The 12,942-nt window shown below is 62.1% G+C and carries 12 protein-coding genes; 6 read left to right on the top strand and 6 right to left on the bottom strand.

The features are described from left to right. Positions 1–225: 225 nt before the first annotated feature. The 5 genes from C453_RS12050 to C453_RS12030 form a co-directional block, all read right to left on the bottom strand. Positions 226–2,202 (bottom strand): right-handed parallel beta-helix repeat-containing protein, encoded by a 1,977-nt coding sequence (locus C453_RS12050; RefSeq protein ID WP_008324804.1) that lies wholly within the window; start codon positions 2,200–2,202, stop codon positions 226–228. Positions 2,203–2,206: 4 nt separating this feature from the next. Further along, positions 2,207–2,515, bottom strand: a complete 309-nt coding sequence (locus tag C453_RS12045; RefSeq protein ID WP_008324803.1) for a hypothetical protein — start codon at positions 2,513–2,515, stop codon at positions 2,207–2,209. Positions 2,516–2,536: 21 nt separating this feature from the next. After that, entirely contained in the window at positions 2,537–3,349 is an 813-nt protein-coding gene (locus tag C453_RS20195; protein ID WP_008324802.1) for a PPC domain-containing protein, read from the bottom strand. A gap of 370 nt (positions 3,350–3,719) precedes the next feature. Further along, the gene (locus C453_RS12035) at positions 3,720–4,745 is read right to left on the bottom strand and encodes an SDR family oxidoreductase (protein WP_008324801.1); all 1,026 of its coding nucleotides are present in this window, start codon (positions 4,743–4,745) and stop codon (positions 3,720–3,722) included. A 135-nt stretch (positions 4,746–4,880) separates the two neighbouring features. Continuing rightward, entirely contained in the window at positions 4,881–6,116 is a 1,236-nt protein-coding gene (locus tag C453_RS12030) for a glycosyltransferase (RefSeq protein ID WP_008324800.1), read from the bottom strand. A 162-nt stretch (positions 6,117–6,278) separates the two neighbouring features. Between C453_RS12030 and C453_RS12025 the strand changes: the two genes are divergently transcribed. After that, positions 6,279–7,529, top strand: a complete 1,251-nt coding sequence (locus C453_RS12025) for a glycosyltransferase family 4 protein (protein ID WP_008324799.1) — start codon at positions 6,279–6,281, stop codon at positions 7,527–7,529. A 420-nt stretch (positions 7,530–7,949) separates the two neighbouring features. Beyond that, the gene (locus C453_RS12020; protein ID WP_008324798.1) at positions 7,950–9,023 is read left to right on the top strand and encodes a glycosyltransferase family 2 protein; all 1,074 of its coding nucleotides are present in this window, start codon (positions 7,950–7,952) and stop codon (positions 9,021–9,023) included. A 178-nt stretch (positions 9,024–9,201) separates the two neighbouring features. Here C453_RS12020 and C453_RS12015 read toward each other — a convergent pair whose 3' ends face one another. Next, entirely contained in the window at positions 9,202–9,762 is a 561-nt protein-coding gene (locus C453_RS12015) for a metal-dependent hydrolase (RefSeq protein ID WP_008324797.1), read from the bottom strand. A gap of 128 nt (positions 9,763–9,890) precedes the next feature. On the opposite strand from C453_RS12015, the gene C453_RS12010 reads away from it, so the two are divergent. The 4 genes from C453_RS12010 to C453_RS11995 all read left to right on the top strand — a co-directional run bounded on the left by C453_RS12010 (position 9,891) and on the right by C453_RS11995 (position 12,942). Beyond that, entirely contained in the window at positions 9,891–10,166 is a 276-nt protein-coding gene (locus C453_RS12010; RefSeq protein ID WP_008324796.1) for a hypothetical protein, read from the top strand. Continuing rightward, positions 10,163–11,149, top strand: a complete 987-nt coding sequence (locus tag C453_RS12005) for a DUF4350 domain-containing protein (RefSeq protein ID WP_008324795.1) — start codon at positions 10,163–10,165, stop codon at positions 11,147–11,149. Before C453_RS12010 ends, C453_RS12005 begins: the two co-directional genes overlap by 4 nt. A 95-nt stretch (positions 11,150–11,244) precedes the next feature. Continuing rightward, positions 11,245–12,240 carry an AAA family ATPase gene (locus tag C453_RS12000; protein ID WP_008324794.1) on the top strand — a complete coding sequence of 332 codons (996 nt, stop codon included), beginning with the start codon at positions 11,245–11,247 and terminating at the stop codon, positions 12,238–12,240. Positions 12,241–12,306: 66 nt separating this feature from the next. Continuing rightward, the gene (locus C453_RS11995) at positions 12,307–12,942 is read left to right on the top strand and encodes an NADPH-dependent F420 reductase (protein WP_008324793.1); all 636 of its coding nucleotides are present in this window, start codon (positions 12,307–12,309) and stop codon (positions 12,940–12,942) included.

The following is a 12,942-nucleotide window of genomic DNA, read 5'->3' as shown; positions in this document are numbered from 1 at the left end:
GGATTGTGGTGGAGGGTCGGTGGAGGGCTGTTTTTCAGTGGGTGCCTCTGACAGCGTGTGAGCGGGGATGCCCGGTTTGTGGTAGTTACCCGGTGTTGGATGCCCGGTTTGTGCCCGGTCGTGGTGGGTGCCCGATTCCTGCGTGCCCAGTGTGTGCCCGGTGTGGTGGAGGGTGGTTGGTGGTCGATGCGTGGAGGTCTGTGCCCGATGCCCAGAGCGTGTCGCTTAGACTTCCCGGAGGTAGTCGAAGCTGACCTTCGGGTTGTTACACCCGAACCCGTACGTCCCTGAGGTGTAGGTCGTGTCGTTCGCCGAGACGCTGGCGACTTCGGAGCCGCTTGCGTCGTACAGGCGCGCGACGATGCTGCCGTCCGATTTCGGAGTGAATTCGACGTCCATCCACTCTTCGAGTTTCGGCGAGACAGACACCTCGTCGAGAACCGTGAGGCTCCCGTTGTCGAGACGGAGGAGCTTGAACTGCGGCGACACCGTCTTGTTGGTGTCGTACTCGATGGCGTACCCGCTCACGTCGCTCCAGCTGGAGCCGTTGGCGAAGAAGTACACCTTGCCGTAGTTCCCACCCGAGTGCGCGTAGATGTTGGCGCGGTAGGTGGTGTCCTGAACGACCGTCGTGGAGGGCGAGTCGCGCAGGATGAGTTTGTCGCTCCCGGTCTTGTCGTACAGCAGTCCCGCGTTGCCGCGGACCGAGGGTGCCGAGACGATGGAGAACGAACTGACGTCGCCGACGTAGTTCCCGAGACCGTTGGTGAAGTCTTCGAGGATGGTCGTCGACCCGCCGGAGGTCGACCCGTCGGAGGTCGAATCATCAGTCGTCGACCCATCGGAGGTCGAGCCGTCGGTGCTGGAACCGTCGTAGGGAACCTTCCCGAACGCCTCGACGAACCCGCCGTCCATCATGACCTTGAGAGACGTGGCGACCCACTGGCTGCCGTCGTAGTACCGGACGCCGACAGGCGACACGTGCTGCGTGCCGTCGTTGAACTTCAGGGCCGCGGTCGGACTCGTTGGCTCGGGTTCGGAGGTGTTGATGGAGTCCTCCGAGCGAATCGCACCGAGGTCCGGCGCGTCACCCGCGTAATCCAGACCGACGTCGGTCCCAGCGTCGACGAGCGGGCTGGAATCTTTCGGCCGGAGGAAGTTGTCCGAACTCGGGTCGGTGGTCTCGAACTCGGGGTTCGAGATGCCGAGGTCCCAGGAGTTGTACGCCGAGTCGGCGTTCCAAAGGGACTCTACGTCGGACTTGTCGTTGTCGAACGACGCGCAGTTTCGGACGACGTTGTCGGCGCTTCCGCTGAAGTGGTAGCCGTAGCTGCCGTTGTCCCACGAGGTACAGTTGTAGAACTCGTTGGGGACGCGTGCGCCGTTGGTGTTGAAGCCACGCTCGTCGTTCTTGTAGGCGACACACCGCTTCAGGACGTTGTTCCCGGTTTCGAAGTCCGGGCCGCCGACCTTGAAGCCGTTCCCGTCGCCAGTGGTCCCCATGCCGTCGTGCCCGTTGTGGTGGGCGACACAGTTGACCATCACGTTCGGGTGCTTCGGGTCGGCGTCGTAGAAGTCGAAGCCGTCGTCTGCGTTCAGGTAGGCCACACAGTTCTCGTAGCGGTGACCGCCGCCGCGACCAGCGCCCGAGGAGCCGCCGACGTAGAAGCCGTCGGAGCCGCCACCGGTGCTGCCGTGGTGGGCGACGACGTTTCGGACGACGTGGTCGAACGACTTGCCGTAGAAGATGATGCCGTTGCCGGCCCACTGGCTGTTCTGGCCGTAGTGGTGGATGTGCAGGTCCTCGAACAGGCACTCGCGAGCGTCCTGTCCGTCGGTCCCGTTACAGCGGACGGCGTTCTTCCCGGCGTTGCGGATTTCGAGGCCGCGGAAGACCATGTGCTGGGTCCCGAGGAGGTCGAGACCGTGGGTTCCGTCGTACTTCGAGCAGTCGATGATGGGCGATTCGTTCTCGTATGCCTCGATGACGATGGGGTTGTCGGCGGTACCCGAGGTCTGCCACCATGTGGGCTTCGACGGTGGGTACATGACTGCCGTGTCGCGTACCTTCACGACGTCGCCCGCTTGGAGGTTGACTTTGCCGTCAACCTCGACAGGCATGAGGTCCTCGAAGGCGTCGTTGAGGGACGTCCCCGAGTTACTGTTGTTCCCGTTTGCCGGGTCCACGTAGTAGGTCGTCATTGGCTTAGTTGGTGGAGCTCGTCTCGATCCAGATGTCGCCGACACTCGCGCTCGACGGTTCCGAATCGCTCACGACGACGTCGCCGGGGAGCTTGGCGATGTCACCGATGTAGTTCCACTGGGAACCGTCGCCGAGGTAGACTTTGTTCGTGTCGTTCGCAAAGAACTTCGCGCCGACTGCGGGGTCGTAGTTCGATTTGTTCGCGTCGTCGTCGCGAATCTCGACGTCGGTGCCGAGGCTCTTGAAGTTCTCGTTCAGCGGGACGTGCCAGTTCAGGGTTCCTGCGTCGGGGGTGTTGTAGCGTTCGCTCATTGTTCTGTGTTGGAGGGTTGATTACTGCGTGATGCCACCGTAGCCGTATTCACCGTACGCCTGAGACCCGTATTCGGTCTCGCTGGAGGTTGTCGTGGTGGTGGTCGTCGGCGTGGCCGTGGTGGTAGTCGTCGTGCTGGTCGTTGTGGTGGTGGTGTCCGTCGGCGTCGACGTGGTGGTCGTGGTGGTCGTCGTGTTGTTGGTGTCCGACCCACCGGAACCACTGCTCGCGCCGTCGGCGATTGTGAGTTCGTAGTCGCCCGAGCCTTGCTGGACGTCCACGACCTGTGCATAGTAGGTGCCGGAGACAGCTGCTTCGTCGATATCGACGGTCGCAGGCGTATCGGTGCCGACGTACACGAGATCGACGTATTCGCCGCCCGGCCCGTACAGGATGAGGGACGTGATACCACTGGTTGGAACGCGGTCGAGCGTCACGTTCACTGCCTGACCGGCGGTGACGTCGAACGCGAACCAATCGACTTCTGCGGAGTCGAGCGTTCCAGTGACCGCTGTCCCCATGGAGACGGGGTCTGCGGTCGCACGGGTATCGTTCGATTCGGACTCGGAGGCGACTGACAACGAGTTCGGTTGGGTTCCCGAGAGGGAACTCGACTCGGTCATCGTCATCGTTTCGCCACCGTAACCAAACACGGCCTGGACGGGCCGCATCTCCTGTGGGAGGGATGCACTGTCGTCGGAGCCGAGACAGCCGGCTGCTGCAGCGGAGGCGACGGCCGAACCTGCCATGAGCAGATACGACCGCCGACTGAAGCTGAGCCGGTCCCCGTCTCCGTCGTCAGAGTCTGTCTGGGGCTGTCGTTCGGATGCCATTCACTCGGTTAACAGGGGGTTAATTACATAAATCTATTGTTCGTAAAATATTCAGATATTACCGAATTTCACGAATTCCGACGGATTTGTCGGTTTTACACCACTGCCTCAAACCATTGAATTCTGGCGTTTGAGGCGTATTAACGCGCAATTAACGATTGACAGTCAGGAATTAGTGAAAATGGATTTGGTATTTGGTAGCATTCGTAGTGGGGGTGCAGCTGGCGTGCCGACTCCGCCCGAACCGCGACCGCTAACACTCACGAATAAGATGCTGTTTTTCCTGAACGCTCGACAGAAAAGTTCGGATTAATCGGACCACTACGTCGGAACTGGGCAGTTGAAACGTAAGAGAACGAGACAGTCTGGTTCAGTCGTTCGATTGGGCGCTCGCAGCGTCGGGTGCGCCCATCGACGACCGCACGAGTGGCTCGTACCAGTCGCGGTTCGCGTCGTACCAGTCGACGAACGCGCTGACTCCCTCTCGGATGCTCGTCCGGGGTTCGTAGCCGATGAGGTCGGCAGCTTTCGAGACGGCGGCGTGGGTGTGTTCGGCGTCTCCCGGCGCACGCTCGTCGTACTCGATTTGCATCGACGGCGCGACTCGGTCCCGGACCGCCTCTGCGAGGTCGAGCACGGAGATGTTGTCGGTGCTGCCGATGTTCATCACTTCCCCGTCGGCCGCGTCGGTGTCGAGCAGCCTGAGATTCGCGGTGATGATGTCGTCGACGTAGGTGAAGTCACGCGTCTGGCGTCCGTCGCCGTAGATGACCGGTGGCTCGCCGTTCGCACACCGCGAGACGAAGTTCGAGATGGCCATGTTCGGGCGCATCCGTGGCCCGTAGACGGTGAAGTACCGGAGTGAGACAGTCGGCAGGTCGTACACCTCGTTGTACGTGCTGACGTACGATTCTGCGGCGAGCTTGGAGGCTCCGTACGGACTGACTGGGTAGGTCGGATGCGACTCGTCGTACGGGAGGTACTCGGGCGTGCCGTAGACCGACGAGGAACTCGCGAAGACGACACGCTCCAGGTCGGCGTTTCTGGCCGCTTCGAGGACGTTCAGCGTCCCTCGGACGTTGATTTCGTTCACCCGAAGCGGTTCGTCGACGCTCGACCTGACGCCTGCCTGCGCCGCCTGATGGTAGACGATGTCGCTGTCGCGGACGAGTTTCTCCATCAACTCGGCGTTTCGAACGTCGCCGACGACGAGTTCGTACGACCCGCCTGATTCGCTCGCCGCCTGTCGGGCGACGTCGACGTTGTGATGTTTGATTCCGAGGTCGTAGTACGGCGTGAAGTTATCCACGACGACGATGTCGTGGCCCTCTCGTGTGAAGGCCTCTGCGAGGTGGCCGCCGATGAATCCGGCACCGCCGGTGACGAGAATTCGCATGAGGAGAGATGGGACGGTATCTGCCTTTGTTTGGGTCCGGTTACCAGGCGTGACAGTCCGATAAAGCCGTCCCTATCGGCCTGCTAGACACCCGCTCTGCCCATCGATCCGGCCACCGATTCGGCCAGCGTTTTCTCAGTCGTCACGAAGCGATTCGTAGAGCGCTTCGAACTCCTTTACCATCCGATTCAATCCGAATCGGTCGACAGCGTCGCCCTGTGCGGCACGCCCGTAGCTCTCGGCTTGTGAGGGGTGCGCCAGCACTCCCGAGATTGCACCACAGAGCGCGGCTGGGTCGTGAGCCGGGACCAACACACCGGTTTCGCCGTCGGTGACGAGTTCGTCGTTCCCCGGGATGTCGGTCGCGACGATTGGGACACCCGCAGCCATGGCTTCGAGCAGCGCGCCGGGAAGCCCCTCCCAGTGCGAGGGGAACGCAAAGAGGTCGAGGTCGGCGAGGACGTTCGGCACGTCGTCGCGCGTCCCGAGGAAGTGAATCGAGTTGGAGACGCCGCGGTCGACCGCGAGGCCAGCGAACTCGTCACGGAGGACACCGTCACCGACGAGGACGAGGTGCGCGTCGGGATGTGCGCGCCGGATACCGGGCCACGCGTCGATGAGGTCACGCTGGCCTTTTCGCTCGACGAGGCGACTGACGACCCCGACGAGCCGAGTGTCCTCGTCGAGTCCGAGTTCGGCGCGGAGGCCCGCCGGTTCGGCGTCGATAAAGGTCGAGAGGTCGCGGCCGTTGTGGACGACACCGACGCGCTCGGAATCCGCGCCGCGAGCCACGTAGGCGTCCGCACCGGCGTTCGAGTTCGAGATGATGCGGTCGGAGAGCGGAATGAGCGCCGTGTCGATGGCTCGAATCACCGGGTTTGAGATGTTCTGGAGTCCTCGTGCGCCCGTCACGATGGTCGTCTTCGGAGCGACGAGACCGACCAGGCGGGCGATGGTGTTGTCGTAGAAGAGAAACGACTGGACGATATCGGGCTGCTCGCGACCGACGGCGCGGACGAATCGAAGCGGTGCGCGAACGTAGTCGAGGGGGTTGCTGCCGCCCTCGACGAACGCGGCGTCGTCTGCTCGGGTCTGTGCGCCGAGTCCAAGCGTTCGAATCGGAACTGCCGGGTCGACCGTGTCGGCGAGTCTGTTTTCGTCGAACAGCGTCCAGATGGTTGGGTCGTACCGCTCTCTGTCGAGTCCGTTGACGAGGTCCACGAGCGTCCGCTCTGCACCCCCGACGGTCAGCGCACCGATGAAGTACCAGATTTCGAGTCGGTCGTCGGGCCGCGCTCGCGTGGTCGCTTCGGCCGGTGTCGTCGCCGGTCGTCGCTCTGCCTCGTACTCTGGGGGTGTGTCGGTGCTCATGATTGTCTGACGGGCGACTTCTGCTCTACTCTTGCCCGTCGTTCGGGATAGTTACGCGATTCGTACCAGGGCCGAAGTGCGACTCGTACCGGCGCTGCAGAGCCCGTTCCGGCGGTAGCCGACGGCTTACTAACGCCCCACTCGACCAATCGACGCCTGTCAATGCACGTCGTTCAAGTCAACCACCTCCACCGCCCCTCACTCGGCGGGTTGGAGAACTACAGCCACCGCCTCGCCGAGTCACTCCGGGCAGGTGGGAACGCTGTCGACGTCGTCACGACCGACATGAGCCTCGCCAACGACCGGAGTCCGCTCGGTCCGGAATCCGGGGTGACGTACTGTAAGACGACGGCGACGGTGATGCGCAATCCGCTTTCTCTCGAACTGTTTCGCGTCGTTCGCCAGTACGACGCGGACGTCTATCACCTCCACAGTCCGTGGTACCTCTCGTCGCTCGCCGCCACGCTCGCGCTTCCGAAAGACGCGCCGACGGTGATGACGATTCACGGGTTCCAACCGATGGGGGGACTCGTCGCCAAGGCAGTCGAGTTCGCGTATCACCCCTTCGCACAGTTCATCTTCGACCGAATGGACCGGATTATCGTCCTCGGTGCGGCCGAAAAGCGGCGACTCCTCCGCGAGTATCGCGTTCCCGAGGAGAAGGTCGTCGTCATCCCCAACGGTATCCACCCCGACGAACACGACGTCCCGGAATCGACTGTCGAGGCGTTTCGCGAAACTCACGGCATCGACCCGTCACGGCCGACGATTCTCTTCGTCGGGCGACTGGTCGAACTCAAGAATCCCGATGTGCTCGTCGACACCGTTGTCGACGAACTCGCGGACCTCGACGTGAACGTCGTCGTCGTCGGCCACGGTGAGGAGTCCTTCGTCGCCGACTTGCAGGCGCGGGCGGACGACCGATTCCACTTCCTCTCGAACCTCCCGTTCGAGGAGTTGCAGGCCGCCTACCACGCCGCCGACGTGTTCGTCTCGCTCTCTCGCTCCGAAGGACTTCCGACGGTCGTCCTCGAAGCCATGAACGCCCGACTTCCGGTCGTCACGACTCCCGCTGGGGCGCTCGAAGACGTCATCCAAGACGGAATCCACGGAGCGGTTCTCGACATTCCACCGTCGCGGGTGCAACTCGCCACGGCGCTCAGGCAATACGTTGAGGACGAAGCCCTCCGCACTGCCGTGGGCGAGCGAAACCGGGCCTACGTCCGCGACCAGTTCGATTGGGATGTCGTCGCCGCCGACATCGTCTCTCTGTACGCCGCCGTGTTGGACGATGGCCACCGACCCCCGGTCGAGGACCGCCAGCCCGCGCTCGACCACGTCGAGGACGCGGCGCACGGAGACGCTCCACTCTCGGACGGCGGTGTCGACGTGTTTTCGAATCGGTCTGAGTAGGCTCTCTCCTTCTTTTACTTCGTCGCACCCACGGTATCGAGACGCATCTATCCAGGGCGTCGAGACGCATCATTACGGTATTGCGACCGTCCTGTGTTCGCCCCCTACGAGGGGACTCTCGACTCTCAAAATAAGTGATAGGTGAACAGTGTATATTTCGACTTTCAAGATTGTACTGTATTCCTGAATTTCAGAAAAATACGACAGACATATTTTCAATTCATTCGGCAAATTCTGAAGGTAGGGACCTAATTACGCCGGAATTAATGTGTATTGGAGTTGTCCTCTTGGGGGGAGTTGCCGCTTAACAAAGGTGGCTCTCACGAAAGATTCTGTCGAGAATATCTATGATGGCCGACAAACGACCTCCGAAGAGACGGGGACAGGGGCGGAACGCCCGACACTTGGGAGGTGACTCACGTGTACCTCGGTAAGACGGTCGCCGTCGTCGTTCCGGGCCACGACGAAGCGAACTTCGTAGGCGATGTCATCGACACTCTCCCGTCGGTCGCGGACAGAGCGTACATCGTCGACGACTGCTCTAACGACGACACGTGGGAGGTCATCCGCGCCCACGCAGCCCGCGCGAACGCGGCACGCTCGGCGACCCCGAGTGTCGGCGAGACCGAACGCGAGCCGGTGCTCCGCAGTGAGTTCGACGACGACTCGCGCACGCCCGCGGAGGCACTCTCTGACGGTGGTGCGCTCACCGGCGACTTCGTCGTCCCAATCCGTCACAAGACGAATCTCGGCCGTGGGGCGGCTGTCAAGACCGGCTACCGTGCAGCCCTCGAAGACGGCATCGACATCATCGCCGTCATGGATGCGGACGGGCAGATGGACCCCGACATCTTCGAAGACATCATCGACCCTGTCGCCCGCGGCGAGGCCGATTACGCCGTCGGCAACCGACTCACTGGTCCCGCCTCGTGGGCGGATATGCCCGGTCATCGGCTGTTTGGGAACACCATCCTCACGCTCCTGACTCGCATCGCGAGTGGCTACTGGCACATCCGCGACCCGCAAAACGGCTACACCGCAATCTCTGCGGAGGCACTGCGTGCGGTCGACCTCGGGGCAATCTACGACGACTACGGGTTTCTCAACGACCTCCTCGTCAGACTCAACGTCGCCGAGATGCCCGTGGTGAACGTTCCGATGCGGGCCCGCTACGGCGACGAGGAAAGCGGCATCGACTACCGGACGTTCGTCCCGAAACTCTCGATGCTCCTGCTCAAGGACTTCCTCTGGCGGCTCTGGCGGAAGTACGTCCCTTCCGGGAATCCCGTTGCCATCTCGTACGTCGCTGGCGCGATAGTGACGCTTCTCGGCTTCCTCGGCGTCCTTCGCTCGCTCGCGTCGTTCGAGACTCCATCGGGTCGCTCGGTCAAACGCGCGGTTGGTGGTGCCCTCGGCTTGGTACTCGCCATGGTTCTCGATTCTCAGGAGTCGAAGCGTCGCGGACTTCGCGGGTCGCAGAAACGACGAAAGTAGGCCTCACTGCAACTGTCTCGGTCTTTGTTCGCTGCACTGGTCTTTGTCCGCTGCACTCTCCTCCCCACGCCGCACTGTTTTTCGACACGCGACTCAGCTTGGTTGACGTTTCAGTATGGACGTTTCAGACGACGATTCAGCCACGGTGGTTCAGTGATGACGATTCAGCCACGGTGGTTCAGTGACGACGATTCTCTCGTGACGCCTCCCGAACGAGGCGGCCAATCGTTTGCAGGCCCGGTCGGCCGTCGAGGATCCACAGCAACACGACGCTGAGTCCCAACAGTATCTCACCGAACGCAGCACTCGACAGTGTGACTCTCGTGAGGAGTGCCACCAGCGACGTATCTTCGATTGTCGCCAGTGGGACGGGAAGCAGCGGCCACGCGAGGAACGTGAGGTTCGCCCAGTCGCCGGCGAGGAGTGGTCTCAGTGCGTCTCCTACGAGGTGCGACGCGTGTCCGACGGCGAACGCCGCACCCGCCGGGGATTCGTATCGCCGACCGAGGCGAATCACGACCAGCGACACCACGACGAGCGCGAACACGGAGTGCATGAGCGACCGACCGTGGGGGAGCACGTCGAGATACCACGCCAGCGGCTTGTCGACGAGGTCCGGGAACTGCGTCCCGAGCGCGAGCGCGATAGCGGCCACCCCCTCAGGCGCGCGGCCAGTCTTGACTCGCACCGCTGGTGAGTAGAGAAGGTAGCCAAATGCGAGGTGTCCCCACGGCCACATGACTGGTATCTGTCGCCCGAAGGGTATCCCCCTTGTGGTCGATTCGTTCAGGAAAATCGACGGGTATGGCGTCTGATGGTGTGAAATTCCGAGGAAGGTACAAGTACCTACGTGACGACATATGTGATATGATACCGGGACGTCTCCGATTCGTCTACGCACTGTTGACGTGGACACTGGCCAGCGTCGCGGTTCTCTCAGTCCTCGAACTCGTCGCGCTCGACTTACTGTTCGTCTTCGTCTTCGTCGGCTTCCTGTTCATCACGGAGCTTACCGAGCCGGTGAACCACGTCCAGCGCTGGCGAGACCACCTGCGCTGGATAATCCTCGCGGGCTTCCTCGTGTTCGGCTACGTCGTCGTCACTCGGGTGTCCACGATACTGCAGGAAGGTGGCGTGCTATGACGTCTCGCCGCCGGATTCCGAAACTCGCGTTCGTCCTCTACGTCGTCGTCGTCGCGGCGTCACTCGGCGTCGCGGCCGGAACGTCCTCGATAGCGTTCGACGCCTACAACACCGAGTGGGACGGTTCCTCGTCGCTTCGGGCGGTGGCATCCGACTCCGACATCCGGGCACTCACTATCACAGAACCCGCACAGTACGACCGGGTCGAACCAGTCGGTGCTGTCGCGTTCGTCGGTGCTCCATCCGACCCGTCACCCGAACAACTCGCTGCCCTTCAGTTATTCGTCCGCGCTGGCGGCACGCTCGTCGTGGCCGACGACTACGGAACTGGCGGCAACGCCGTCCTCGAAGGAGTCGGCGCGGACGCGCGCTTCGATGGGCGTGTTCTCAGAGATGAACGCCTGTACTACCGCGACCCTGCGCTTCCAATCGCACGGAACGTCACACAGCACAACTTCACGACCGGCGTCGAGGCGCTGACGCTCAACTACGGCACGGCTATCTACGCGGACAGCGCGACGGCACTGGACGAGAACGGAACGCCCGTCGCCGCCGCCAATGGCACGGTCGAACTCCCTGGAAGTCTCACGCCACTCGTCCGCGCGTCGACGTTCTCCTATCTCGACACAAACGGTGACGGCGAACCGGACCCGCGAGAGCCGATGGCAGCGCACCCGGTCGTGACTGTCGAACCCGTGGGTAACGGTCGTGTCGTCGCCGTTTCGGACCCCAGTATGTTCATCAACGCGATGCTCGACCGACCGGGGAACCGCGCGTTCGCGTCGGCCCTCATCGAACAGCACGACCGAGTCATTATCGACCAGACCGGAAGCACGGGAACACCGGCTCTCGCGGTCGTCGAGCAGGTCGTTCGAACTGACCAGCGGGTTCAGGTCATCGTTGGAGTCGGAGTCGCGCTCGCGGTTGGGTTCCTCGCCGCACCGCGCCGGGAGCGACGTCACCCCGACTCCGACAGTTCGTGAGTCATTGTCTCTCCCCGGTTTGGCTCCTCCTGTGACCACTCGATTCTCCCGTTATTGGACAAACAGTTTTGCCCTTTGCCGTTGTTACTACTGTCATGACTGACGTTTCCGAAATTTACCAAGCGCTGGCCGAAGAAATGGAAACAGTTCTCGTCGGAAACGCAGCTGTGGTCGAGGGACTGACCATCGCACTCCTGACCGGAGGTCACGTCCTCATCGAGGGCGTTCCGGGCGTCGCGAAGACGACTATTGCTGCGTCGTTCGCTCGGTCGACTGGCCTCGACACCCGCCGTATCCAACTCACGCCAGACGTGCTCCCCGCCGACCTCACAGGGACGAAAGTGTACCGCGAGCAGACGGGCACGTTCGAGATTCAGAAGGGGCCAGTGTTTACGAACGTCGTCGTCGCCGACGAAATCAACCGGGCGACACCGAAGACGCAGTCGGCGCTGCTCGAAGCGATGCAGGAGGGAACGGTCACTATCGAGGGGGACACGCTGTCGCTCCCGGACCCGTTCCTCGTGGTCGCCACGCAGAACCCCATCGAGATGGAGGGGACCTTCGAACTCCCGAAGGCGCAACGCGACCGCTTCCAACTCAAGTACATTGTCGACCTCCCCTCGGACGACGAAGAGCACGTCATTCTCGACCGGTTCGACACCAACCCGGACCTCAGCCCGCTCAATATCCAGCAGGTCATCACGATGAACGAACTCGAATCGGCCCGCGACGCGGTCGACGAGGTGTTCGTCGACGACGACGTGAAACAGTACATCGTCGACCTCGTGACCGAAACGCGCGAACACCCAGCGGTAGCCTACGGTGCGTCGCCGCGCGCCTCGATTGGGCTCCTCACTGCGTCCAAGGCCCGTGCTGCCCTCCACGGACGCGATTACGTCACCCCGGACGACGTGAAGGTGCTTGCCAAGCCGACTGTCGCCCACCGCATCGTTCTCCGGCCAGATGCGGTCTTCGGTGACGTTGACGAACGCGGCGTCGTCGACGAGGTTGTCGAATCGGTCTCTCCCCCCGGTGTGGCCGATACGGCAGACGAAGCTTCCAGCGTCGCAGACGGCGGCACCGACGAGTAAGGCCGCTTGCGTCCCGGACACTCGTTTTCACCCAAGATTCAATGCACTTAACATGAATCTTTATTCATGAAAATTGGCATACTCGGTGCCGGAAAGGTAGGTGCAACAGCAGCGCAACTGTTCGTCGAGGTGGGCCACGAGGTGGCGATTGCGAACCGAAGCGGTCCAGACTCGTTGGCCGACCTCGCCGAGAACCTGCCGCGAATCACGCCCGTCGAACCAGCACGTGCGGTCGAGTTCGGCGAACTCGTTCTCCTCGCCATTCCGTTTCGAGAGCGCGAGACGCTCCCGGACGCTGAGCTGTTCGACAACCGTATCGTCGTCGATGCGATGAATCCGTACACTGAAGACTATCACGTGATGGACCTCGGTGACGCCACGTCGTCGGAACTCATCGCCAAGCAACTTCCTGGTGCACGTGTCGTCAAAGCGTTCAACACGATGTACTGGGAGACGCTTCGGGACAAAGGACACCCCGAAATCTCCGAGTCAGAACGGTTCGCTATCTTCCTCGCGGGCGACGACCCCGAAGCAAAAGCAGTCGTCGCCGACCTCGTCAGAGACATTGGCTTCGGGCCGGTCGATACGGGGAGTCTCGAGGATGGCGGCGCACTCCAAGAGCCAGGTTCTGTGTTCTATCATCGGGAGATTTCGACGGCAGAAGCGCGAGAGAAAGTACGGCAGTTGTCGGTTTCGCGGTAG

Source organism: Haloferax elongans ATCC BAA-1513 (assembly GCF_000336755.1).
GTDB classification, from domain to species: Archaea; Halobacteriota; Halobacteria; order Halobacteriales; family Haloferacaceae; genus Haloferax; species Haloferax elongans.
The sequence above is the reverse complement of the archived record's forward strand: the minus strand, read 5'-3'. Positions and strand labels throughout refer to the sequence as shown.